Source organism: Xenorhabdus bovienii (assembly GCF_024721015.1).
GTDB classification, from domain to species: Bacteria; Pseudomonadota; Gammaproteobacteria; order Enterobacterales; family Enterobacteriaceae; genus Xenorhabdus; species Xenorhabdus bovienii.
In genome coordinates this window covers 19,205-43,427 of the sequence record NZ_JANAIF010000024.1, presented here as the reverse complement: position 1 = coordinate 43,427, position 24,223 = coordinate 19,205, and the positions used below count along the sequence as shown (strand labels likewise).

Sequence of the window (24,223 nt, the reverse complement as noted above, 5' to 3'; positions counted from 1 at the left end):
CTAGCACAGCCTCACCATGAACGGCGAGGCTGATGTATCAATTATGCAAAAATGGGAGTAATCAGTGACCAGGGAACTCTATGAGCGTGTAGCTCTCAATACCCTGTTTTTTCAAACGCTCGGTACCGCCTAAATCAGGCAGACCAATGATGAATGCCGCTTCAGAAACCTCTCCACCCAGACGTCGAATCAAACTTACGGTCGCCTCAATGGTACCACCTGTTGCGAGAAGATCATCAACCACCAGAACCTTATCCCCTTCTTTGATACTGTTTTTATGGATTTCCAAGGTATCAGTACCATATTCCAGATCGTAAGTTTCACTTAACGTCGCGCGAGGTAATTTGCCTTTCTTGCGAACGGGAATGAAACCAACTCCCAAACGTAGTGCAACAGGGGCGCCAAACAAGAAACCACGAGCTTCTGTACCAACGATTTTGGTGATGCCTTTTTCTTGGTAATGTTCTACCAGTAGATCAATCGTAGCTTGGTAGGCAACGGGATTATCCAGCAGCGTGGTGATGTCACGAAAAAGTACCCCGACTTTTGGGTAATCAGGGATCGTTTCGATACTATCTTTAATAAATTGCAGTTTTTGCGCATTAGCGGTCATAATCGATGCCAGCCAGTTATAAAAAACGAAAACGCTAAAATCTATTCAAACTATCGGAAAAAAGCAACTGCAAAGCAAATTGCAGCCTGTTTTTGTTGATTTTGGTCAAGCTTGGCACCTATCACATCAAACATTATTGTTACAAAATAGTTAAGCATGATGAAGTAGGTTTTAACGAAGAGATTATTAACGATAACGGGATGCTGATGAGCATACAAAATTTATTAGGCGCACTTGAAAAACAGATCAGTATGCTGGAAACAGAGCTTGAGTCACTCCCCAAGACACCTTTTTCAGTCGCCCGTTTTGATCAAGCATTATTCCACCAACACAGCAATAAACTGGGTGGATATCTTAATGAAATTAAAAAAAATATGTCACAATTAAAGACCTGTGTGAAAGATAATCGTACCGAGCAGGTCAGATTTCTTTCTGAACGTTTAGTCACGCAAATTGAAGCACTGAAACGCGAAATATCAACACAGCCACTGAGAAAGCAAGAAGAGAAATTTGAACATCAGTCACAAGAACGGGATTTTTACCATCGTCTAGCCGAACATCAGGATTATGAGCGCCGTTTAATGGCAATGATTAATGATCGGGAATTACAGTTAAATAAACAAGTTATACTGACAAACCAATATAAACTACAAAAAGAAATCGCAGCGCTGGCAGGAAGGCTCGCTCGTTGTCGCCAAGCATTGATGCGTATCGAAAGAGCGATAGAGAAGCAAGAAAATTCAGATTAGTCACTAAGGGAATAACCGATTATGGATCTCGAACAAGCACCACCTGAAGTGCAACTCGCGGTAGACCTTATTTATCTACTCGAATGCAATGAAATTTCTCCCGATATCGCACTGGCTGCGTTAGAGATCGTCAAAGATGATTTTCAAGGAAAGCTGAAAAAACAGGCTCAGCAGCCTAAGGAATAAGCAGAGTTAATGCCTATCCCATCAGACATGTCTTTTAAGGTAAAAGTGGCTGATCGCCAGGAGATACCTTCCCATCTGAATGGTGGCTCCCACCGTTCAATGCCTTCTGTACCTCTTGCAGACTATTGCCTTGCCCATTGTGCAAATACACTTCCAACTGATTGAATGCGATATTGATATTATTTTCCCGACATAGCTTATCAATATTGCGGTTAACTTCATCCACAGTATGGCTACGATCTCCCAACTCTTTCACATATAGCCTCAATTCATGATCCAATGTACTGGCGCCAAAACTCATAAAATAAACCTGTGGTATCGGTTCATTCATAACACGAGGGTTATCTTTGGCCGCTTTAAGCAGAACTTCTTTTACCTTATCCAGATCAGAGCCATACGCAACGCCAACTTTAATGATAATACGTGTGATAGTGTCAGAAAGTGTCCAGTTAATCAGACGCTCCGTGACAAAAGCACGATTGGGGATAATCACTTCTTTACGGTCAAAATCTGTAATTGTCGTCGCCCTGATGCGGATCTTACTGACTGAGCCAGAGTAAGTGCCTATCGTCACAGTATCCCCAATACGAACAGGACGTTCGAACAAAATGATCAGACCTGATACGAAATTGGCAAAGATTTCCTGTAAACCAAAACCTAAACCGACTGAAAGAGCCGCCGCCAGCCACTGTAACTTATTCCACGAAAGCCCCAAGGTTCCCAATGCACTGATCCCACCGACGCCAATGATCAAGTAAGTCAGAGTCGTCTTAATCGCATAAGAAGAACCCTGCTGTAGCTGTAAACGAGACAATACCAACACTTCTAATAAGCCCGGCAAGTTTCTCATCATTACCCATGAAATCACCAGCATTGCCATAGAAATCCCCAAATCTTTCAAGGTAACCTGTTGCAGGACATTCCCCAGCTCTGTTGTCGTGCTGTACTGCCACAGATTAATCCCATCAAGGTAGGAAAATACTGTCACCAAATCAGACCAAACCCAGTAAAACGCGCCCAAAAAAATCAAAAACAGCACCATCGTGGTCAAACGCAATGATTGCTGGTTAATGCGCTCCAGCTCCATTGGCGGCTCTTCCACTACGTCTCCTTCTGCCCCTTCTTTCGCCTGAGCCTGACGCCGGGCAATTGCCCGGCGATAGGCAATGCGGCGGGCGGCAATTCCCAATCCCCGTAAACAAGCCTGATAACAAATATGCCAGAGGAACAGCAGGTAAAGGCTGTAGAGCCAACGTTCAGCCAAACGCAGGGTTGTATAGAAATAACCGGATACCATAAGCACCATCAGAACAAGAGGTGCAAAAGTCAATGCCGTCACCACCATGGTTCGGATCATATGTGAACTTTTCACACGCCATACCTGACGACAGAATGGAAAAATAAAAATGAAAACGAAGAGCAGGCAAATTAACACCGTGCACTGACCAATCACATCATCAGACAAACGTAACGGGTGTTTGACCCCCAAAGTTATCCAAAACAGTATCGGCAGCAATACAATCGACAACCGCACAAGATTTTTGCGGAACAGAGTGTAATCCGCTCTGTTCAATGAAAAATGGTGCTCTCCTATTCCATCTTTGGCGAGGATTTGGTAACTACATCGATACATAATCCAGAAAAGCGCCAATTGTCGCGAAAAGCTCCATATTAAATCACCTAAATCATCCCCTGATTTCGAATACCAGTAGCCTATCGCCAAAATTAAAAGAGCAAGTGGTAATGTTTTTACCAATGTCAGAATTAATGCTAATGGGGTGTGCAACTGGCTGTCCCGACGCAGTTGCCCCACCTCATCAGAAATTTTCTTTAACTGCTCGTTAATGCCTTTTGTCTGCCAGCGTAAAAACAGGCCGACCAGCAAAAGGGGAATGACAAAGTGAATGGAATTCTTTAATCCTGTGGCAAGGCCACTGAGAGTCAAATGAATATTCAGATGGCTCAGCTCTTCCTGAATTAAATCAGGCAAAGATTTCAACCAGGCCAGGTTCATTGGTTTATTGCTGTTGACCCAAAAGATCTGTTGGACAAGCGTCTGTTCCAGCGATTGGGTGACATCCAGCAATTGTTGCTGATCCATCTGTAAATTGATGGCGTGTGTAATTTGATTTCCCAACTGGTTATTGAGTTGATTCAAAAGCTCACGGCGAATTTCCAGAATTTGTTCGATAGCATTACGAATTTCACCTACTGCTTCCTTAGATTCATGTTTTATCTCATCTGAATGTAGGTTCAATAACTGATTGGCATAATCATTAAGCTGGTAAAGCTTATCGCGTTGCTGGTTAATTTCAAATTGCTCCAAACGCAGATCAGCAATTTTTATCGGCAAATCCTTTGTCAGAACATTTTGCGGTACCTTGAGCTGTTCCTGAAACAGGATACGCGACAGCAATAAACTGCCACGTAATACTTTAACCTGCTCTTTAAGATTACGTTCAGATTGGATGGCTCTATCCAAGAAGTTCTTAACGCGAATATTTTTTTGTACCAGTTGGTTACTCTCCCGCGTTTCAGCAATCAGCCGCTCACTGAGTTCGCGATTGGTCTGGATTTCTTCCTTAACCAACGGGTTAGACTGAATATGAGAATTAGTATCATCTGAATTCTGCGCTTCTTTTACTGTTTCTTCAGAAACAATCAAACGCTTTCCGCTCACCACATTTTGAATAAATTGAACATAACGTTCTAATTGATCAATTTGGAAAGAAGTGTAATCACGTTGCTGCTGCAAAAGCGTCTGTAGTTGTGTATTTGCCTGTAGAGATGCCCTTTGTAATTCATTTTGCTGCATCAGAAAAGATTGTTCTACACGCAATAAATCAAGCTGGGGATAACGCGATTCTGGCAGCTCTGTCAGCTCATTGTTGAGCTGATTACGGATTTGCTGCAATCTTTGTACATTGTGGAACAGTAGATTTTGCGCCCGCTCCGGCTGGGTTTGTAGCCCAATTAACTGGCTATTGTAGCTAGCAAGATTTTCCTGAGCTCGTTGCAAGCTATTCAGTGTACTGTTCAGTTTGGATTCAAGTTGCTTCAGCGACAACGTTTCCAGCGTTTGTTTATAATCATTCTCATCCTGCTGGGCGTTATTTTTCAGATTTTCCAATCCGGCCGTGATTTGACGTGATTTCTGCGGAGAGTCCTGTAAGTTTTTTTTAAGTAAATCGGAATCCAGCTTAACTTGATCTATTTTGTCAAAGAAATAGAGCGCCTTTTCCAAATCAGCTATCGATGTTTTCTCCTCAACTGTGTGTTCCTTACGCTCTGTCAGGATCTTAAGCTGATTTTGAATATCATTGCGGGTTGGTGTTTCACTGCTAAATGCTGCCATTGCAGGAGAAAAGAAAAATAACAGAAGGAAAAACAGGCTCGCCGTGAAAACAAAACGAAAATATAATGTATCGGGCCTTTTATCGCATAAGACCCGCTTATTGAGAAAAATACCCAAGTATCGGTTAAATGGAACCATGAATTCATCTACTCATCATTTGCAGATAATGGAATGATAGCACTGAATATCAGGAGGTTATGACCGATTTTATGGTTCAGACCTTCCTGATAGCGTCAATTTTAAAATGATAACACTAAGAATAGATTCCATCGACATTTGCTCCTGTGATTTAAAACTTATTTTCCTCGTTACATCGCAAGTGGTGGCTATATTTGAGTGTATCAATAAGACCATCCACCAGATACGTCGATTGTTCCTGAATATTAAAACTGTCCGGTGCGAATGACCAGTTTTCCAGTACTCCTGTCATCAACGCTTTCAGCATGATGGCAGAACGCCTGAGATCAAGATCATGAGGCAATTCTCCCGACTGAATGCAAGCCCCCAAAATATTTTCAATTTTTTTATAATCGGAAATACATAATCCTCTAAGCTTCTCAGCCAATAAAATCATTTCTCCAACAAACTCACATTTGTGGAAAAAAATTTCCATCAGTAGTCGATTCCTAGAATCATCAATCATCATTTTTAACAGAAAAATCAACAGAGATCTCAATGCAAGGAGTGGATTATTCGGATATTTTGCTTGATACTCTTTCTCTAACTCGTCGATTTTATTTTCGTGCATTTTACAAACAGCAGAAAGCAGATCGATTTTGTTTTTGAAATGCCAATAAATTGCGCCACGCGTCACACCGGCTGCAATCGCGATATCTGACAATGAAGTTGCAGAAACTCCACGTTCAGAAAATACCTTTATCGCGGCTTCTATAATCTGTTGGCGGGTTTCTTTTGCTTGTTGTTTAGTTTTTCGTGCCATTTTCGTGCCATAAACTTTGTTTTTGACTTGAGGCTGATTTACATACATTCATGTATGTTTGTACTATAGCACTCTCAATCAATAAAGTAATAATTTCACTCGTTAGCACTAGCTAGATTTAAAGCGTCTACATTGAAAAATTGAGGTTTACTTATGCGAAAAAACAGAGGGGTTTTGCCTCTGGCCACACTACTGGTACTTTCAGGCAGCTTCATTCTCTCAGGATGTAATGACAACAAAAATTCTCAGCAAGGGGCTGCTGGCGAGCATGCTTCTGAAGTGGGTATTGTAACGCTGAAAGCAGAACCTCTGACTGTGATCACAGAATTACCTGGGCGGACTTCTGCTTATCGTGTTGCGGAAGTTCGTCCCCAAGTCAGTGGCATCATTCTGAAACGTAACTATAAAGAAGGCAGTGATATTGCCGCAGGTGAGTCGTTATACCAGATAGATCCAGCAACCTATCAGGCAGACTACAACAAAGCCTTGGCAAATTTATCCAGGGTACAAGCCAATGAGAAAGTGTCTCGTTCAACCGTTGACCGTTATAAATCATTACTGGGTACACAATATGTGAGTAAGCAGGAATTTGATAAAGCAAATTCTGAGCATGCTCAAGCAGCCGCAGAAGTGCTGTCTACCAAAGCTGCGCTGGAAAGTACCAAAATCAATCTAGCGTATACCAAAGTGACCTCACCTATTTCTGGGCGTGCGGGTAAATCCACTGTCACTGAAGGAGCTTTGGTTTCTGGCGGGCAGCCAACCGCCCTGACAACGGTTCAACAACTGGATCCTATCTATGTTGATATTACCCAGTCAAGCGATGACTATTTACGTCTTAAAAATGAAATAGCCAAAGGAACAGTTCATAAAGAAGGTGGTAAAACCAAAACTCGCCTAATCACTGATACAGGTAAAGAGTACAGTCAGGAAGGCTACCTTGAGTTTTCAGATATCACAGTTGATGAAACAACAGGCTCTATCACTATGCGTGCTGTTTTCCCAAACCCCAATGAAGAGCTGCTTCCTGGCATGTTTGTCCGTACCAAACTGGAGGAAGGCGTGCGACAAAATGCGATTTTGGTTCCTCAGCAAGCAATTACCAGAACACCTCGTGGCCAGGCAACTACGCTGATTGTCGATAAGGATAACAAAGTAGAATTACGCAATATCAATGCTGTTCAGGCAATCGGTAATAAGTGGCTGGTCACAGAAGGTTTGAAAGCCGGAGATAGAGTAATAGTCACAGGATTGCAGAAAATTGCTCCGGGAGTCACCGTTAAACCAACGGAAACTGATCTGGATGCTAAGCTCACAGCCAATCAAACTGAGCCTGCTAAAAAGCCTCAATAAAGGAGTTGGTGATTCATGCCTAAGTTTTTTATAGATCGACCAATCTTTGCGTGGGTAATTGCGATTATCACCATGCTTTCTGGTCTATTGGCGATAATGAAATTACCCGTGGAGCAATACCCTGCAATTGCACCACCTTCTATTTCCATTTCTGCGGTTTATCCAGGAGCTGACGCAACAACGGTACAGAATACGGTAACCCAGGTTATTGAACAGAATATGAACGGCATCGATAATCTGGTATATATGGCTTCCAACAGTGATTCTGCTGGGCGTATGAGTATTACGTTAACTTTTGAAGCGAACACAGATCCAGATATCGCCCAAGTACAGGTACAGAATAAACTGCAATTGGCAATGCCCCTATTGCCTCGGGAAGTTCAACAACAAGGTATTAGTGTTGATAAAACAACCAACTCATTCTTAATGGTGGCAGGTTTCATTTCTGAAGATGGTTCCATGACTCAGGATGATATCGCCGATTATGTTGGAGCCAGTGTCAAAGACCCATTGAGCCGCGTCAGTGGTGTGGGTGAAACGATGTTGTTTGGTAACCAGTATGCTATGCGTATTTGGCTCGATCCTGACAAGCTGCTCAACTATAAAATGACCACACAGGATGTCATCACTGCCATTAAAGCTCAAAACAACCAAGTTGCAGCCGGGCAGTTAGGAGGAACCCCACCTGTTCCTGGACAGCGTTTAAATGCCTCGATTATTGCTCAGACCCGTCTGAACTCTCCTGAAGAATTCAGCAATATTCTGCTGCGCATGAAGCGCGATGGTTCACACATTCGCCTGAAAGATGTCGCTGTCGTTGAACTTGGAGCTGAAAGCTACAGCATCATTGGTCGGTTCAATGGTAACTCAGCAGCAGGGATCGGTATCAAACTGGCTACCGGCGCCAACGCGTTAGATACCTCAAAAGCCGTCAAAAAAGCACTGGCTGAGATGGCACCATTCTTCCCACATGGGTTGACTGTCGTGTATCCGTACGACACTACGCCATTCGTTAAAATTTCTATTTTCGAAGTGGTGAAAACGTTAGCAGAAGCCATCCTGCTGGTGTTTGTCGTCATGTACCTGTTCCTGCAAAACTTCCGCGCCACTTTAATCCCAACTATCGCGGTTCCGGTTGTATTGCTGGGTACATTTGCCATCCTTGCCGCATTTAGTTACTCCATCAATACATTAACCATGTTTGCCATGGTACTTGCCATCGGTCTGCTGGTGGATGATGCCATTGTTGTCGTGGAGAACGTCGAACGCGTCATGCAGGAGGAAGGGTTACCACCAAAAGAAGCCACCAGAAAATCAATGGGACAGATTCAGAGCGCTCTGGTCGGTATCGCGTTGGTACTTTCTGCGGTTTTTGTGCCAATGGCATTCTTCGGTGGAGCAACAGGCGCAATTTATCGTCAGTTCTCGATCACCATTGTCTCAGCGATGGTACTGTCTGTACTGGTGGCGTTAATCTTGACTCCCGCACTGTGTGCCACAATGCTCAAACCCGTTGCTAAAGGTAGCCATGGTATTCAAACGGGTTTCTTTGGCTGGTTTAACCGCCTGTTTGAAAAGAGCACCCACCATTATACCGATAGTGTAGGCCGCATGCTGCGTGGTACTGGACGCTACTTGTTGATCTATATTGTATTGATCGCAGGTATGGCCTTTATGTTTACCCGTATGCCATCTTCCTTCCTGCCAGAAGAAGATCAGGGTGTATTGCTTGCGATGGTTCAGCTACCACCTGGTTCAACTCAGGATCAAACACAAAAAGTATTGGATGAAATCAATGATTACTTCCATACCAAAGAAACGGAAATTGTTAAATCTGTATTCACCATTAACGGTTTTAGTTTCAGTGGCCAGGGGCAGAATTCAGGTTTAGTCTTTGTCAGCTTAAAAGACTGGGATGAGCGCAAAGACTACAAAAACAAGGTGCCAGCCATTGTTGGCCGTGCGAATGCACATTTCTCACAAATCAAGGAAGGTATCGTATTTGCGTTTAATATTCCTTCGATTGTAGAGTTAGGGTCTGCCAGTGGTTTTGACTTCCAGTTGATTGATAAAGGGAACCTTGGGCATGAAGCATTAACCCAAGCACGTAACCAGTTGCTTGGCATGGTTCAAAGCCACCCTGATATGCTCACGAGTGTCCGCCCTAATGGTCAGAATGATACGCCTCAATACCGTATCCATATCGATAAAGAAAAAGCGGAAGCACTGGGCGTTTCCACCGAAAACATCAACTCAACACTAAGTACGATGTTTGGTGGAGCTTATGTCAATGACTTTATTGACCGTGGCCGCGTCAAAAAAGTCTATATTCAGTCTGATGCACTTCACCGTATGTTGCCAGGCGATATCAGTAAGTTATATGTCCGTAACCACCATGGTGAAATGGTTCCATTCTCTGCATTCATAGACATATCCAAAGATCCGTGGGTTTATGGTTCACCGCGTTTGGAACGCTATAACGGTTTGCCATCAATGGAAATCGTGGGTGAAGCTGCTAAAGGGAAAAGTACCGGTGATGCAATGGCTTTCATGGAGCAACTTGCGTCACAACTACCAAGCGGCATTGGCTATGACTGGACTGGCATGTCTTATCAAGAGCGTCTATCCGGCAATCAGGCTCCAGCCCTATATACGCTGTCATTGATTGTCGTGTTCCTCTGTCTGGCAGCTCTGTATGAAAGCTGGTCCATTCCATTCTCTGTCATGTTAGTTGTCCCGCTGGGAATTGTTGGTGCATTGCTGGCAACGTCAATTCGTGGATTGGACAATGACGTCTACTTTAAAGTTGGTCTGTTGACAACAATAGGTCTGTCAGCGAAAAACGCCATACTTATCGTAGAATTCGCCAAGGATCTGATAGAGAAAGAAGGCAAAGGGCTGATAGAAGCAACTCTAGATGCTGTCAAAATGCGTTTACGCCCAATTCTGATGACTTCTTTAGCCTTTATGCTTGGAGTTATGCCTCTAGTATTGAGCAATGGTGCTGGCTCTGGTGCACAAAACGCCGTAGGGACAGGCGTATTGGGCGGTATGATTGCAGCTACATCGTTAGCAATCTATTTTGTCCCAGTATTCTTCGTTGTCATCAAACGCCGTTTCAGTAAAAAAAGTGAGGATGTCGAACATATTTCGACCCATCACTAAATTCAAAAATTTAACCAAAGGCCACTGATGTGGCCTTTTAAATGGGCCTAAATCTCTTCAGACAACAAATAATCAATCTCTCAATATCTACAACGACAACCTTATAATCTAATTAAAATAAATACTTATGAAAGATACCCTGCGTTTAAAAGTAATATCTTTCTGTTTTTTATAATAAATAGAAGATAAATTAGTAACTTGCCATATTTTTCTTCTGATTACACCTTTAATGGTAAAAAGTGTTCCATCTTGATGGTGACATATGTAATAATAGCATTATATTGATTTTGAAAGTCGCAATACAATCACCTATAATGATCCCAGTGCTATTGCTACAACGTCTACTATATTAGTATAATCCAATATGTTTAATGACATATGTGAATATCGCTATCCTTTTTAGTAGAGTGCTAGCCTTTTGCCAGAACTAAGTGTAAGTTAGTCATCGTTAAAAACTCACTTGGCAGATGCTAGAAATAGGTCTTTAATATTAATAAATAATAATCATGTTTTGATAGGCCATATTCTAAAAGAATGGCTATAATAATTGTTATGTATAATCCTTAATCCAAATAAGCCGTGCGTTGTTACAGGGGTGATTATGGATGAATATTCACCAAGAAGACATGATATTGTTGAATTAAAATACTTATGTGAAAATTTAATTCACGAGGCATTTTCAGTGCTAAATCGCGCTGATAATCATTGGATTAACGATCTGACTTCCGAAAAAAGCTTAAAACTAAACGAATTGATCGAGCACATTGCAGCATTCGTCTGGAGTTTTAAAATTAAATACGCAGATAACTACAATCTCAGTACCTTAATTGATGAATATCTGGATGAAACATATAATTTGTTCGGGAGTGATAAGATAAGCTTTTTTGAACTTACAAAATGGCAAAAAACAAACGAACACTTAACTAACATTCTGTTGCATGATTTGAATGCCTGTTTGAGCAAAACCTGATAAATATATTCCTAACTATTTTTTATACCAAATAAGATAAGGCGACCATGACTAAAACTGACTATCTGATGCGTTTGAGAAAATGCACTTCTATTGAAACACTGGAACGTGTAATTGAAAAAAATAAATATGAGCTTTCGGATGATGAACTTGAATTGTTCTACTCCGCTGCTGACCACCGCTTAGCTGAACTCACTATGAATAAGCTTTATGATAAGATCCCATCATCTGTTTGGAAATTTGTCCGCTAAGTTGTCGTGATCAGATAGGAAGTAATTAAAGCCGGTAACCATTATCGGCTCACTATATAAACAGATTATGAATTCAAAACGGGTGAGGGCTCTGCCAGCGACATCCCGGCACACACATCCCCTGCTATGGCTGCTTCTTTCCAGATCTGACCAAGTTAACAAGTTAGCGTTGCGGGAGAACCAACAGAGCCCCCATTGAAATTAGCTTCAAACTTCAAAGCGATAGGCATTATCTTTCATATATCGCGAAATAGCAAGGCCGCGCCATTCAGATGCTGATTTATTGCCCATATAGATGTAAAAAACATCAAAATGTCACTGACTAACTAGAATTGACACAAACTCAAAGCCTTTTATTTTCCCACAATCAAATATCTTTTCTAAGTAAAATGTTGTTTTTCTGCTTATCAGTGTTATGTTCGATTTCTTCAACCTCGTTAAGAACCCACGACAATCCTGCTACTATGGCAAATCAGACACATAGCATACGAACCATCAATAGGCAAAAATATAAATAAATATACTAAATAATCAAAAGAAATAATTCTTCAATCAGATATAAATTTTTATTAAATCTAAAAAACAAACACATATAAATCATAAATTCGTCCTTCCATGAACCACAAAAACAAAAAATAAGTATAAAAAACAATGACAATATAATTCGCATTATTTGATAAGCATTGAAAAAGTTAATAGTGATAATTCGATTTCACAATAAAAACATAAAGATAAATTTTATTTACAATTCAATCTATTTATTTACTAATAAATGAAAATTTATTATTGTTCCTTAATGTACTGTTGTTGTTTTATACGTTTTTAACCGCTATTACCAAAGCAAAGGCACATTATGAGTCAGGCATTACAAAATTTAATTAACCTGATACATCTAGAAAAAATCGAAGAAGGAATTTACCGAGGACAGAGTGAAGATTTAGGATTTCCTCAAGTTTTCGGCGGACAAGTGATTGGTCAGGCGCTATATGCAGCAAAACAAACTGTTACCGATGATCGAATGCTTAATTCCTTCCACAGCTATTTTCTGCGTCCAGGGGATAGCCATAAACCGATTATTTATGATGTTGAAATATTACGTGATGGGAGAAGTTTCAGCGCTCGCCGAGTCAGTGCAATACAGAATGGTAAGCCTATTTTCTACATGACAGCCTCTTTTCAAACTCCTGAAGAAAGTTTTGAACACCAGTGTTCCATGCCTGAAGTACCTCCTCCTGAAGAGTTAGCATCTCAGCAAGAAATTGCTAAAAATATCTTTCATCTACTCCCCAGTAAGCTAAAAGATGCTTTTTCAGTTCTACCTCCTCTGGAAGTGAAACCTATTAAATTTTATAGTCCTTTCAATAAGTCACCAGAAGAGCCCGTTCGTTATGTCTGGTTCCGCAGTAATGGAAAAATGCCGGAGGATCCGTTCATTCATCATTGCCTACTGGGCTATGCTTCAGACCTTAATTTCCTGCCTACGTCATTACAGCCTCATGGTATTGGGTTCATGGAAAAAGATATTCAGATCGCCACAATTGACCACTCTATGTGGTATCACCGTCCATTCAAAATGGATGACTGGCTACTCTATTCCATAGAAAGCCCATCAGCATCAGGAGCGCGTGGTTTTGTTCGTGGGCATATCTATACCCGTGAAGGAGTACTCATCGCGTCTGCCGTTCAGGAAGGGGTGATCCGCAAACGAAAATAATATTGTGTGCCGTACTATATCTACGGCACACGACAGTTTCAAAGATGGAAGATATGATCAGTTATAAGCACTTTCGCCATGAGAAGTAATATCCAAGCCTTCCCTTTCAGATTCAACGCTAATACGCAACCCAACCACCAGATCAGCAATCTTGAATGACAGATAAGCAGCCACAGCTGACCAGACAATACAAACCAATATACTAATGATCTGCACGCCGATCTGTCTTAGCATTGTCATATCTTCTGGAAATCCAGTGCCCCCTAAAGCGGATGCAGTGAAAATACTCGTTAATAAACACCCAACAATGCCACATACGCCATGTACTCCAAAAACATCACAGACATCATCAACACGTAACCAGCGTTTTAATACCACCACGCCCCATAAACCGGCAACCCCCGCAATCAGTCCAATGATAAGCGCACCACCGATACCAACTGTTGCCGCTGCGGGTGTAATTGCCACCAAACCCGCAATACAACCAGAACATGCTCCCAAAAGAGAAGGCTTATCACGGAATAGCCATTCAGAAAAAACCCATGACAATACCGCGCCTGCTGTTGCCGCCATCGTATTTATAAGGGCTAGTGCTGCGATGGCATTTACAGCACCAGCAGAACCAACATTAAAACCAAACCAGCCAATGTAAAGGATCGCAGTGCCAATAAAAGTCATTGGTAAGTTATGAGGTTTAAAAGCTTCCTTACCAAATCCTGAGCGCCTTCCAAGTAAATAAGCACCGACCAATCCTGCAACCGCTGCGTTAATATGAACGACAGTTCCTCCAGCAAAATCCAATGCACCATCCTGAGCAAGCCAGCCTCCTCCCCACACCATATGCGCCATAGGAATATAGGAAGCTGTCAGCCATGACACACTAAAAATTAACAGTGCAGAAAAACGAACTCTTTCGCATAAAGCCCCAACAACCAAAGCTACGGTGATACAGGCAAATGCCCCCTGAAAAACAACATGAATCAGCTGATAAAAACTGCCATTCAAATCAGTTATCGATATATTTTTCAGCATGACCTGCTCAAACCCACCCCAAAAACGATTACCCGTTCCAAAAGTCATGCTATAACCGTAAACTACCCAAAGTACACAGACTAAGGAAAAGCTAACAATCACCTGTGACATTAATGACAAAACATTCTTACGACGCAGCAATCCCCCATAAAACAGGGCTATGCCAGGTATAGTCATAAAGAGCACAAGTACCGTATTTACCAGCATGAATACAGTATCAGCTTTATCGAAAGTACTTCCCGCAGCAAACACAAAAGAAGGTGCACTAGCGATAATCCCCGCAATGATGCTGGTTATGGATAAAAGTTGTTTTTTCATTTTCCATCTCCCTATTTACAATGCTGCATCATTCGTTTCACCCGTCCTGATACGGACAGCATGCTGTAACTCAAAGATAAAAATCTTGCCATCCCCCATTTTTCCAGTGAATGCAGACTGCTGTATGACATGGATGACTTCTTCTACTCGCTCATCATGGGTAGCAATATCAATTTTAACTTTGGGTAAAAAATTAACGCTGTATTCGGCTCCCCGATAAAGTTCTGAGTGCCCCTTTTGGCGTCCAAATCCCTTTACTTCTGTAACCGTCATCCCTTGTATACCAATATCGGAAAGCGCTTCACGTACTTCTTCTAACTTAAATGGCTTTATGATGGTAGTAATCAGTTTCATACTTCCCCCGCTTTTTGCTGTGTTTGCAAGGAACATTCGTGCGAGAAGTGTTGCAAGGGGTATGCCAAGAGTTAAAAAGTATCTGTAATCAATTTGTTATCAGAGAAAATAGCTGGGAAAGGAAAGTAAAAAAGGAGTGACTAGAGCAGTCACTCCTCTTATGCACACTAAGCGTGCATAGATTCATTCAAAGTCTCACCGACCTGTTGGAGTTGATACATCTGATAATAGCGCCCACGCTTAGCCAGTAGCTGTTGATGCTGCCCTTGCTCCACTATTGCACCGCGATGTAGCACTAATATGGAATCCGCTTCAACAATAGTTGAAAGACGATGGGCGATGACCACCAAAGTCGTCTGTTTACGGATCATCCGCAATGCCTGCTGTACTGATTGCTCCGTTCCCGAATCAATATTCGCCGTTGCTTCATCCAAGATGAGAATCTGCGGCGTTTGTACCAGAACCCGAGCCATTGCCAAAAGCTGTTTTTGCCCTGCGGAAAGGGTATTCCCCTGCTCTCCCAGTACTGAATTCAGACCATCTGGTAAGCGGCGGACAGATTCAGCCAATTGAACCATCTCCAACACCTGCCAAATTTTATCTTCACTGATATCCCGCCCCAATGTGATATTGTCGAAAAATGAGGCTGCAAGCACTACAGGATCTTGCTGTACCATTGCTACGCCATTACGCAGAACCGCATGAGAAAGGGAAGATACGGGACGACCATCAAGATAAATTTCACCGTCTTGCCACGGATAATATCCCATAATCAAATTAGTCAGAGTACTTTTACCACTTCCCGTATGACCAACTAAAGCCACAAACCCATGTGTAGGAACATGCAGATTGATGTCACTCAGCACAACTTTGTCATTACGATAGGCAAAAGTTAAGTTTTCAATATCAATTTTACCACTCGTCAGCGCCTGCTGATCAGTGCCATATTGCTGCTGTGGGCTATCCATTAACTCAAAAACCCGCTCCCCTGAAACTACCGCCTGTTGCAGTAAAGATTGTTGAGCTGTCAGTTCAATCAGAGGTTCATTCAGGCGCCCAAGATAATTGACGAATGCGTATAAAACACCCACGCCAATCACTTCCGTTCCTTTGAAGCCAAATAACAATAGCAGGCCACACAGTATGGCAGCAGAAAACAAACTCAGTAACGGCCTCAGCAAAATGCCATCCAACCGCAACGCTTGCATGCGAGACTGATAATGTTCACGATTAGTCGCCAGCATTTTCTCACCAAAACGAGCTTGCTGGCGAAATTGCTGAATCACTGTCATACCATTAATGGTTTCATTAAAGCCGTCATTGATATCAGCCAGATAACTACGAACCCGTCTAATAATTGGAGTACTGAAATGCTGATAAATTATCATTACCAGCAAAACTGCTGGAAATATTGTCAAAGCAACACATGCCATACGCCAATCCAAAATAAACATAGCTATCAGCATTGCCCCGATCAACGAAATGCAGCGAAACACTGTAGGGATCACATTCACAAACAGATCTTTAATGGCTTCAGTATCATTCGTCACGCGGGATATTAGCTGCCCAACAGGCTGACTATCGAAGGTGCTCAACGGCTGGCGCAATGCCGAATTCATGACATCAGTACGAAGCTTCTGAACTATCCCCACAGATGCCTGATTGAATAATAGGAACTGAAAGTAGTGCAAGGCAGCAGCAACAAACTGCAATACCAAAAAAGTAACCGCAAGCCCACTAACAACATCAAGCGGAAGATTGCCCGTTGCTACCATATTGTCAATAAAATAGCTCACAAGCAGTGGCCCACTGACTTCTGCTAACGCAGCAACCCATGACATCAGTACAGCCAGCAAAATTGGCTTGCGATAATTCTTACTGTAAGACAACAAGCGCTTTAATGATGGCCATAGCTTGCGCACACTGGGCTTATGCATATCATGATTAGTCATGTTCACCATCCAATTCGGCTTCAAGTTGCTGATAATGGTACATATCAGAATACCAACCGGATTGTGTAATAAGTTGTTTGTGCGGGCCTTGCTGCGCAACCGTGCCATGCTGAATAACCAAAATGTTATCAGCTTCCGTTAAAGCAGACAGCCGATGGGCGCTGATAATAACGGTACGCTGCTGCCGCCACTGGCTGAGATTCTTCATAATTTGATGTTCTGTCTGACCATCTACGGCAGAAAGTGCATCGTCCAAAATCAAAATTTCCGTATCCAATAACAGAGCACGTGCAATGGAGATACGTTGCTTCTGCCCGCCAGAAAGCATTACGCCACGTTCTCCCACTTCCGTTTGGTAGCCCTGCGGTAACCGCAAAATATCATCATGCATATTCGCCAGACGAGCAACTTCTTCAATTTGTTCTTGAGTTGCATCAGGCCGGCCTAGCGCGATATTGCCAGCGACTGTATCCGAAAACAGGAAAGGAGTCTGATTAACAATAGCCAATCGTGATCGCCATTCTTCCAATCTAAGTGTAGAAACGTGTCGTGACTGAAAAAGAATTTCACCGTCGGTGACATCAAATTGCCGCTGTAACAAGGCAAGCAAAGTGCTTTTTCCTGCACCAGTTGGACCACAAACCCCCAATAACTGACCTGGTGATAATTGAAAACGGACATCATGTAAAACAGATCTATCATTTGCGGGATAAATGAAGGTATTGATATTTGCCTGTAATGTACCGCGCTCAACTAATAAGGACTGAGAACCATCATCAATCACCAGTGGCTCCTGTAACAAGCTGCGGATCCGTGTATATGCCGCACTGCCACGCTCAACAATGTTAAACATCCATGCCAATGCCAACATTGGCCAGATCATCAATCCCAGATACATAACAAAGCTAGTCAATTCACCCAGTGTCATAGAGCCATGCACGACCATCCAACTCCCTCCACCAATCGCTAATAGGTTTGCAACGCCAATAGCAATGAAAATGGTGGGGTCAAAACGTGCATCTACGCGCGCAACGTGCATATTTTTACGTCCAGCATCAGTAGCGACTTCTTCAAATTGACTGGATTGCAGATCTTCCAGACCAAATGCTTTGATCATACGGATGCTGGTAAGACTTTCCTGAGCATGGTTATTAAGAGCAGAGAATGCTCCTTGTGCAGACTTGAAACGATGGTGAAGCTGTTCGCCATATCGTTTAATCACCAACGCCATAATGGGCATGGGTAACAGTGATAACAACGTTAATTGCCAACTAATTTCCACACTCATCACGATAAGGACAGCACACCCCATCACTAAGGAATCGACTAAAGTTAGCACCCCCTCACCCGCAGCAAAAACAACCCTATCAACATCATTGGTTGCACGAGCCATTAAGTCACCGGTTCTATGGCGCAAATAAAATTCAGGGTTCTGGCTGCTCAATTTCTGGTAGAAATCACTACGTAGTTTAACAGCCAGCCGATAAGATGCCCCAAATAGCCATACGCGCCAAACATACCGCAGACCGTATATCGCCAGCGCAATGAGCAGCATGATGCCTAGCCACATCAATAATTGACTGGATGACATCGTTTTTGCACTGATGCCATCAACGATAATTCCGACCAAACGGGGAGGAATTAATTGCAGCATCGCAATCATAACAAGGAAGATAATGGCACCAAAATAACGGCGCCATTCGCTGAGAAAATACCAACTTAATTGAGAAAATAATCTCACAAACCTATTCCCGAAGTAAAAAATGAAAGAATTAGCATTAACTCCATCAGAAAGATTTTTGCATTATCTAATCCGGTATTGGTAACGCTGTTGTATATTTTATTTTTTCCATTGCAAAGTTAGAGGTGACATCAATCAAACCAGAAACTCCATTAACCATGCGTTTGTAGAACCGATCATAACTTTTCATATCAACAACTTCTACATGCATCAAGTAATCATATTCCCCAGCCATTCGATAAAATGTTAAAACCTCTGGCATCTCTTTTATAAAAGCCACAAACTGTTCATACCATTCACTACTGTGCTGTTGAGTTTTGATCATCACAATCACGGTCAGACTAAGCCCAAGTTTAGTGCCATTTAGCAATGCAACTTTTCCGACAATGTACCCATCATCTTCAAGCCGTTTTAGCCGTTTCCAACAAGGTGTAGAGGTCAAATTAACGGCTTCGGCCAGTGCATTCAAGGATCGGCTACAGTCCTGTTGGAGCAGATCCAGTAGCTTGCGGTCTATTTTATCTAGCATATCCAAATCCTGTAGAAAATTTTCCCAAAAGCAAATAATAAATGTAGAAAAATAACAATCTATTTCCCCCAATATAAAAGTAATCTATATATCATTAAAGTATTGTTATTCAGGATCAATTTATGTCGTCTTCATGGGCTACAAATGCCATTAAAGCCATCCAAGCTGATTATCAACGAAGTGCTGATACACACCTGATTCGCCTCAATCTCCCCGTGTTTTCAGGGATTCACCTTTATCTCAAAGATGAAAGCACTCATCCGACAGGTAGCCTGAAACATCGGCTTGCTCGTTCCTTGTTCCTTTATGCACTCAGTAATGGCTGGATCAAGGAAGGAACCCCAATCATTGAAGCCTCATCCGGCAGTACCGCCGTTTCTGAAGCCTATTTTGCCCGCTTGCTTGGCTTACCTTTTATCGCCGTGATGCCCTCCTGTACAGCTAAACGCAAGGTTCAGGAAATCGAATTCTACGGTGGTAAATGCCACTTTGTGGAACACTCAGCCCTTATTTATGACGAGTCAGAACGTCTGGCAAAAAAGCTGAATGGCCATTATATGGATCAATTTACTTACGCTGAACGAGCTACTGACTGGCGTGGAAACAATAACATCGCAGAAAGCATTTTCCGTCAAATGCAACTGGAGCCATTTCCTGAACCAAATTACATTGTCATGAGCGCAGGAACTGGCGGAACATCAGCAACGCTCGGTCGCTATATCCGTTATCAGGGATATAACACCAAACTGATTGTTGTTGATCCTGAAAACTCTGTTTTCTACGATTGTTATCACCAAAATCGCCGTGATATCCGCGGAATCACCAGCAGTAAAATCGAAGGAATTGGCCGCCCACGTGCAGAGCCATCCTTTATCCCAACTGTTATCAATGACATGCTGCAAGTCCCTGATTGTGCCACTATCGCCACCATTTATTGGCTTGAAAAATTAATTGGCAGAAAAACTGGCGCATCAACAGGAACCAACGTTTGGGGAGCTTTACAGCTAGCCAAACAGATGCATGAGAACAACCAGCAGGGTGCAATCGTGACATTGCTGTGTGATAGCGGCGAACGCTATCTTGATACCTATTACAATCCAGAATGGGTTCGCAATAATATCGGTGACATCACACTGTATCTCACGCAACTACCCAAGCTAGACGGTTATGAGTAACATATCTCCTTCAATTTAAATAGGTAGGTATTATGAAACGAGCCGTTGTTGTATTCAGTGGTGGTCAAGATTCCACCACTTGTTTAATTCAGGCACTCCGTCAATACGATGAAGTTCACTGTGTCACTTTTGATTATGGTCAACGTCACCGCGCTGAAATTGACGTGGCTTGTCGTATTAGCAAAGAACTGGGTGCCGCTGCCCACAAAGTACTTGATGTTACTTTATTGAGTGAGCTTGCAATCAGCAGCCTGACCCGAGACAACATTCCCGTGCCGGATTTCAGTGAAAGTGAAAAAAGTGGCCTCCCAAATACATTTGTTCCTGGCCGCAACATTTTGTTTTTAACTCTAGCGGCAATTTATGCCTACCAAGTTGAGGCTGAAGCCGTTATCACCGGTGTTTGTGAAACCGATTTTTCTGGCTACCCAGACTGTCGCGATGAATTTGTCAAAGCCCTGAATAAAGCAGTTTGCCTTGGCATCGCCCGTGATATCCGTTTTGAGACTCCCTTGATGTGGTTGAACAAAGCGGAAACTTGGGCATTGGCTGATTATTATCAAAAATTGAACTTCGTCCGTACCCAGACTCTCACATGTTATAACGGTATCCAAGGCGATGGCTGTAGTGAGTGTGCAGCCTGCCACCTTCGGGCTAATGGATTAAACCTTTATTTAAATAATACTCAATCCACTATGGAAGATATGAAATCCAAAACGCATCTGAGCTAACCAATTAATTTTACGCAATAATCGCTATCATTGAGAGGCTGCCAAGCCTCTCACTATTTTAAACTTTAAATGCTTCTAATCTTTCCTGTATATCCCCCTCTAAAGTTAATGCCTTCTGAGTCTTCAAATCAATACAGGCAAATGTGGTCAAAGCATCGGTGAGTACTTTATTATCACTTCTGCGTATAATCTCCTGAAAAAATACACCACTTTTATTACGTAATTCCTTGAGGCTAGACCTCACTTCCAACTCATCTCCGAACACTGCCGGCAGGCGGTAATTGATGTTAATATTAACTACGGCAAAACCAACATTATTAGTTTTTAACCACGTCAGTGTGTCACTTTCTGTCAGTAAATCCCAGCGAGCTTCTTCCATGAATTCCAAATAACGAGCATTATTCACATGCTGGAAAAGATCAATATGATAGCCCCTGACCTTAATAATTGTACGCATTGCTATTTTCCCCTTTCAACTCATCCGACCAGATAATTAACAATAGCAAAACATTTTAATTACAATAGTATTTAATGAATTATTCTTGATCAATATCACAGCCCTCTTGACTCTTGATGCGATTAGCATGGTATTCACCAAGAGGGCTTGATGATCAATAGGTTAATTTATCCCGATTTTTTTCTATTAAAGCAGGGCCAATGCCCTGAACTTCCTGCAACTGCTCAATTGCCGTAAATTGGCCATATTTTTCACGGTATTCAATAATCGCCTGAGCCTTTTTGGCGCCAACGCCATTGAGTTCCTTCACTAATTGTTCAGCATTCGCCGTATTGATATTGATGCTTCCTTTTCCCTGTATTTCCTTTTCTGAGACTAATTCTTTCCCCTCCTTCACGTCACTTGTTTCAATAACAGCTTTGTGTTGATTGGTAGATTGTTTCACAGCTTTATCAGGTGATTCATCCGCTGCAATTGCATGAGATAACGGAATACTGATACAAAAAACCATAACAAGTGAATTAAATAGTGTCCTTAAATATTTCATATAAATTCCTCCGTGTTTTGTTGACGGAGGAAAGCTTGCCATAACAGAATTTCTGGACAAGAGGAAAGGTTCAAATATGCGAAAGGCCACGAAAGTGGCCTTTTTCAATTGTTGTTTTGCAAAAATAGTTGCGAGAAGCTTCGCAATTTTATTCAATCTGCCCCATCTTAATCTCGGCATCATCACGCAAATTAATCATCAATGATTCCAGCATGAAAGTACCGATTTGATACTGATACTCCGCTATGTATTGTTTAACCTGTTCTTCTGAAACAGAACCAGGGACAACTTTATCCAATTGGATAAGCACAGCGTTGCCAAGCCCATCTTGGGCTAAACCATACTCAGACTTGCCATCTTTAGGATGAGGCAGAGTAAATGCTACATTAGTAGCCTGATTAGTTTGTGATAAATGTTTGATCACAGTGGAGACACCAAACTGAATCCCAGCTGCTTTCAATGCCTGCTCACCTTTACCTTCTTTCAAAACAGCCAGCAGTTTTTCACTTTCAAGCTGCAACTGCTTTTCAGCTTTCTGGCGTTTTACTAATTCGGCAATCTGAGTTTTGGCCTGCTCGTAAGGCTGGATAGTTTCTGGCTTGATATCATCAACACGAACAATAAAGGCTCTGTCACCATCCACAGAAATAACATCGGAGTTAGTTCCTGATGCCCCTTTATCATCGATTAGATTTCCAGAGAAAATAGTCTGAACCACCGAATCGAAATTTATTTCAGTAGGAATATGGTCACGATCAAACCAGTCAGTCGTCACGGCCTTATAACCAGCTGCCTTTTCTGCCGCAGCCAAAGATTCGTTATCATTGGTAGCGGCATCACTTACTTTTCTCTGCAATGCATAGAATGCATCAACCGCTTTTTCCTGTTTAACGATTTTTTCTATTTCCGAACGCACATCGACCAGTGATTTTATTATCTGAGGTTTAATATCATCTAAACGGAAAATAGCATATCCACCAGATAGCTTGATGACGCCAGAAAGCTGCCCTTTTTCTATCAAATTAGCTGACTTAATCTCATCAGGTAGGGAGCTTTCTTCCATCCAACCGAGATCTCCTCCCTTTTGAGCAGAAAATTTATCTGTCGATTTTTCTGCCGCCAATTTGCTGAAATCAGCACCTTTCTTTAATTCATCCAAAACTGATTTAGCTTCAGCATCAGACACCAATTGAACCAGGCTGTATTTTTTTTGCTCGATCTGTGTATACTGTGGCAGATTGTTTTTATAATATTTTTCAATATCAGCATCAGATACGGTGACACTTTTCAATTCATCCGCAGCATCCATCTTGATGTAGCTGACTTTCACCTTTTCTGGCACGGTGAAACTCTTGCTATTAACGTCATAATAGTTTTTCAGCTCTTTATCTGTCACTTTTTGCTGTGCTTCAATGGATTTCAGCTCAAGTGTAGCGAAACGAACCGTTCTTTCTTGAAAGGCCAGCGCTGTTTCCTGTTTGATCTCTGTCGGCAAAGCAATTTCTGACCCCGTCAATATCGACATCAATTGACGGTTAATCAGATCTTGACGAACCTGTTCAGCAAAGCTATCTGGGCTTCTGTTTGCACCGGTAAGCAAGGTCAGATATTTATTGTTATCAAATTTACCGTCTGTCTGGAAAAAAGGTAGGTTACGGATCTCTTCCTTAACCTGTTCATCGCTTGCTGACAAGCCCAGCTTACGCGCATATTGATCTGATAGAACAACAGTGATGAGGCGATCCAGTGAATTGCGTCGAATTTGTTGTACTTTCTGCTCATCACTTAACAGAGTTGAGAATTGATCTCCCAGCCTATCCTGCAACGCAATTTTGTCTTGCTGAAATGCTTGCTCTAATTGAGCACGACTAATGGTTTGACCATTCACTTTGGCAGCATAATTACCACCTTCACTTGACAGGTAGCCTGTTACACCAGTCAAAACAAAGGTCAGGATAATTAGAGCCAATACAATTTTAAGCACAGGACCGTTTGCCGCCGTGCGTAGGTTGTCCATCATAAAGACGTAAAACTCCGCTTTAGTGAAAAAGAAACTACCATATTACGCTAATTCAAACGCTAAGAGAAAAA

The 24,223-nt window shown here is 42.1% G+C and carries 20 protein-coding genes and 1 other RNA gene; 9 read left to right on the top strand and 12 right to left on the bottom strand.

What is annotated here, in order from left to right:
* Window positions 1–61 precede the first annotated feature (61 nt).
* On the bottom strand, window positions 62–613 hold the full coding sequence (gene apt / locus NXS07_RS08500; RefSeq protein WP_038201134.1) for an adenine phosphoribosyltransferase: 552 nt from the start codon (window positions 611–613) through the stop codon (window positions 62–64).
* A 206-nt stretch (window positions 614–819) separates the two neighbouring features.
* Here apt and priC point away from each other — a divergent pair, with 206 nt between their 5' ends.
* A complete protein-coding gene (gene priC / locus NXS07_RS08495) occupies window positions 820–1,362 on the top strand; it encodes a primosomal replication protein PriC (protein WP_038201172.1) in 543 nt (180 codons plus the stop codon).
* A gap of 21 nt (window positions 1,363–1,383) precedes the next feature.
* Complete coding sequence (rsmS, locus tag NXS07_RS08490) at window positions 1,384–1,548, top strand: pleiotropic regulatory protein RsmS (protein ID WP_065814046.1); 165 nt, start codon at window positions 1,384–1,386, stop codon at window positions 1,546–1,548.
* Window positions 1,549–1,582: 34 nt separating this feature from the next.
* On the opposite strand, the gene mscK is transcribed toward rsmS, so the two are convergent.
* Window positions 1,583–5,041, bottom strand: a complete 3,459-nt coding sequence (gene mscK / locus NXS07_RS08485; protein ID WP_038223864.1) for a mechanosensitive channel MscK — start codon at window positions 5,039–5,041, stop codon at window positions 1,583–1,585.
* A gap of 151 nt (window positions 5,042–5,192) precedes the next feature.
* Window positions 5,193–5,843 (bottom strand): multidrug efflux transporter transcriptional repressor AcrR, encoded by a 651-nt coding sequence (gene acrR / locus NXS07_RS08480; RefSeq protein WP_038201174.1) that lies wholly within the window; start codon window positions 5,841–5,843, stop codon window positions 5,193–5,195.
* A gap of 153 nt (window positions 5,844–5,996) precedes the next feature.
* Here acrR and NXS07_RS08475 point away from each other — a divergent pair, with 153 nt between their 5' ends.
* From NXS07_RS08475 to hha, 4 genes are all read left to right on the top strand, one after another.
* Complete coding sequence (locus NXS07_RS08475; RefSeq protein ID WP_038191927.1) at window positions 5,997–7,196, top strand: efflux RND transporter periplasmic adaptor subunit; 1,200 nt, start codon at window positions 5,997–5,999, stop codon at window positions 7,194–7,196.
* A 15-nt stretch (window positions 7,197–7,211) separates the two neighbouring features.
* A complete protein-coding gene (locus NXS07_RS08470) occupies window positions 7,212–10,361 on the top strand; it encodes an efflux RND transporter permease subunit (RefSeq protein ID WP_258086542.1) in 3,150 nt (1,049 codons plus the stop codon).
* Window positions 10,362–10,962: 601 nt separating this feature from the next.
* Window positions 10,963–11,331, top strand: a complete 369-nt coding sequence (gene tomB, locus NXS07_RS08465) for an Hha toxicity modulator TomB (protein WP_038191932.1) — start codon at window positions 10,963–10,965, stop codon at window positions 11,329–11,331.
* A gap of 47 nt (window positions 11,332–11,378) precedes the next feature.
* Window positions 11,379–11,582 (top strand): hemolysin expression-modulating protein Hha, encoded by a 204-nt coding sequence (gene hha / locus NXS07_RS08460; RefSeq protein WP_010845060.1) that lies wholly within the window; start codon window positions 11,379–11,381, stop codon window positions 11,580–11,582.
* A gap of 89 nt (window positions 11,583–11,671) precedes the next feature.
* On the opposite strand, the gene ffs is transcribed toward hha, so the two are convergent.
* Window positions 11,672–11,768, bottom strand: an RNA gene (gene ffs, locus NXS07_RS08455) — signal recognition particle sRNA small type.
* Window positions 11,769–12,435: 667 nt separating this feature from the next.
* Between ffs and tesB the strand changes: the two genes are divergently transcribed.
* Window positions 12,436–13,296, top strand: a complete 861-nt coding sequence (tesB, locus tag NXS07_RS08450; RefSeq protein WP_038221975.1) for an acyl-CoA thioesterase II — start codon at window positions 12,436–12,438, stop codon at window positions 13,294–13,296.
* A gap of 57 nt (window positions 13,297–13,353) precedes the next feature.
* Here tesB and amtB read toward each other — a convergent pair whose 3' ends face one another.
* The 5 genes from amtB to NXS07_RS08425 form a co-directional block, all read right to left on the bottom strand.
* A complete protein-coding gene (gene amtB, locus NXS07_RS08445; RefSeq protein ID WP_258086541.1) occupies window positions 13,354–14,646 on the bottom strand; it encodes an ammonium transporter AmtB in 1,293 nt (430 codons plus the stop codon).
* Window positions 14,647–14,661: 15 nt separating this feature from the next.
* Window positions 14,662–15,000, bottom strand: coding sequence for a P-II family nitrogen regulator (gene glnK, locus NXS07_RS08440; RefSeq protein WP_038191938.1), 339 nt, complete (start codon window positions 14,998–15,000; stop codon window positions 14,662–14,664).
* A gap of 167 nt (window positions 15,001–15,167) precedes the next feature.
* Complete coding sequence (locus NXS07_RS08435; protein ID WP_308686598.1) at window positions 15,168–16,952, bottom strand: SmdB family multidrug efflux ABC transporter permease/ATP-binding protein; 1,785 nt, start codon at window positions 16,950–16,952, stop codon at window positions 15,168–15,170.
* Window positions 16,945–18,693, bottom strand: a complete 1,749-nt coding sequence (locus NXS07_RS08430) for a SmdA family multidrug ABC transporter permease/ATP-binding protein (RefSeq protein ID WP_038201146.1) — start codon at window positions 18,691–18,693, stop codon at window positions 16,945–16,947. The genes NXS07_RS08435 and NXS07_RS08430 overlap by 8 nt, the downstream gene beginning before the upstream one ends.
* A 67-nt stretch (window positions 18,694–18,760) precedes the next feature.
* On the bottom strand, window positions 18,761–19,222 hold the full coding sequence (locus NXS07_RS08425; protein ID WP_038187558.1) for an Lrp/AsnC family transcriptional regulator: 462 nt from the start codon (window positions 19,220–19,222) through the stop codon (window positions 18,761–18,763).
* A gap of 122 nt (window positions 19,223–19,344) precedes the next feature.
* On the opposite strand from NXS07_RS08425, the gene NXS07_RS08420 reads away from it, so the two are divergent.
* Together NXS07_RS08420 and queC are read left to right on the top strand one after the other, a co-directional pair.
* The gene (locus NXS07_RS08420; RefSeq protein WP_038191944.1) at window positions 19,345–20,397 is read left to right on the top strand and encodes a PLP-dependent cysteine synthase family protein; all 1,053 of its coding nucleotides are present in this window, start codon (window positions 19,345–19,347) and stop codon (window positions 20,395–20,397) included.
* Window positions 20,398–20,429: 32 nt separating this feature from the next.
* A complete protein-coding gene (queC, locus tag NXS07_RS08415; protein ID WP_038191946.1) occupies window positions 20,430–21,128 on the top strand; it encodes a 7-cyano-7-deazaguanine synthase QueC in 699 nt (232 codons plus the stop codon).
* 58 nt (window positions 21,129–21,186) lie between these two features.
* Here the strand turns inward: queC and NXS07_RS08410 are convergent, their stop codons facing one another.
* From NXS07_RS08410 to ppiD, 3 genes are all read right to left on the bottom strand, one after another.
* Window positions 21,187–21,585, bottom strand: a complete 399-nt coding sequence (locus NXS07_RS08410) for an acyl-CoA thioesterase (protein WP_038201152.1) — start codon at window positions 21,583–21,585, stop codon at window positions 21,187–21,189.
* Between the two features lie 154 nt (window positions 21,586–21,739).
* Window positions 21,740–22,288, bottom strand: coding sequence for a ComEA family DNA-binding protein (locus tag NXS07_RS08405; RefSeq protein ID WP_413743130.1), 549 nt, complete (start codon window positions 22,286–22,288; stop codon window positions 21,740–21,742).
* Window positions 22,281–24,152, bottom strand: a complete 1,872-nt coding sequence (ppiD, locus tag NXS07_RS08400; RefSeq protein ID WP_038191950.1) for a peptidylprolyl isomerase — start codon at window positions 24,150–24,152, stop codon at window positions 22,281–22,283. The genes NXS07_RS08405 and ppiD overlap by 8 nt, the downstream gene beginning before the upstream one ends.
* Window positions 24,153–24,223 lie beyond the last annotated feature (71 nt).

What these genes read in the sequence shown, in the direction of transcription:
- apt (WP_038201134.1), bottom strand. Translation starts at nt 613, where the DNA reads ATGACCGCTAATGCGCAAAAACTGCAATTTATTAAAGATAGTATCGAA.
- priC (WP_038201172.1), top strand. Translation starts at nt 820, where the DNA reads ATGAGCATACAAAATTTATTAGGCGCACTTGAAAAACAGATCAGTATG.
- rsmS (WP_065814046.1), top strand. Translation starts at nt 1,384, where the DNA reads ATGGATCTCGAACAAGCACCACCTGAAGTGCAACTCGCGGTAGACCTT.
- mscK (WP_038223864.1), bottom strand. Translation starts at nt 5,041, where the DNA reads ATGGTTCCATTTAACCGATACTTGGGTATTTTTCTCAATAAGCGGGTC.
- acrR (WP_038201174.1), bottom strand. Translation starts at nt 5,843, where the DNA reads ATGGCACGAAAAACTAAACAACAAGCAAAAGAAACCCGCCAACAGATT.
- NXS07_RS08475 (WP_038191927.1), top strand. Translation starts at nt 5,997, where the DNA reads ATGCGAAAAAACAGAGGGGTTTTGCCTCTGGCCACACTACTGGTACTT.
- NXS07_RS08470 (WP_258086542.1), top strand. Translation starts at nt 7,212, where the DNA reads ATGCCTAAGTTTTTTATAGATCGACCAATCTTTGCGTGGGTAATTGCG.
- tomB (WP_038191932.1), top strand. Translation starts at nt 10,963, where the DNA reads ATGGATGAATATTCACCAAGAAGACATGATATTGTTGAATTAAAATAC.
- hha (WP_010845060.1), top strand. Translation starts at nt 11,379, where the DNA reads ATGACTAAAACTGACTATCTGATGCGTTTGAGAAAATGCACTTCTATT.
- tesB (WP_038221975.1), top strand. Translation starts at nt 12,436, where the DNA reads ATGAGTCAGGCATTACAAAATTTAATTAACCTGATACATCTAGAAAAA.
- amtB (WP_258086541.1), bottom strand. Translation starts at nt 14,646, where the DNA reads ATGAAAAAACAACTTTTATCCATAACCAGCATCATTGCGGGGATTATC.
- glnK (WP_038191938.1), bottom strand. Translation starts at nt 15,000, where the DNA reads ATGAAACTGATTACTACCATCATAAAGCCATTTAAGTTAGAAGAAGTA.
- NXS07_RS08435 (WP_308686598.1), bottom strand. Translation starts at nt 16,952, where the DNA reads ATGACTAATCATGATATGCATAAGCCCAGTGTGCGCAAGCTATGGCCA.
- NXS07_RS08425 (WP_038187558.1), bottom strand. Translation starts at nt 19,222, where the DNA reads ATGCTAGATAAAATAGACCGCAAGCTACTGGATCTGCTCCAACAGGAC.
- NXS07_RS08420 (WP_038191944.1), top strand. Translation starts at nt 19,345, where the DNA reads ATGTCGTCTTCATGGGCTACAAATGCCATTAAAGCCATCCAAGCTGAT.
- queC (WP_038191946.1), top strand. Translation starts at nt 20,430, where the DNA reads ATGAAACGAGCCGTTGTTGTATTCAGTGGTGGTCAAGATTCCACCACT.
- NXS07_RS08410 (WP_038201152.1), bottom strand. Translation starts at nt 21,585, where the DNA reads ATGCGTACAATTATTAAGGTCAGGGGCTATCATATTGATCTTTTCCAG.
- ppiD (WP_038191950.1), bottom strand. Translation starts at nt 24,152, where the DNA reads ATGATGGACAACCTACGCACGGCGGCAAACGGTCCTGTGCTTAAAATT.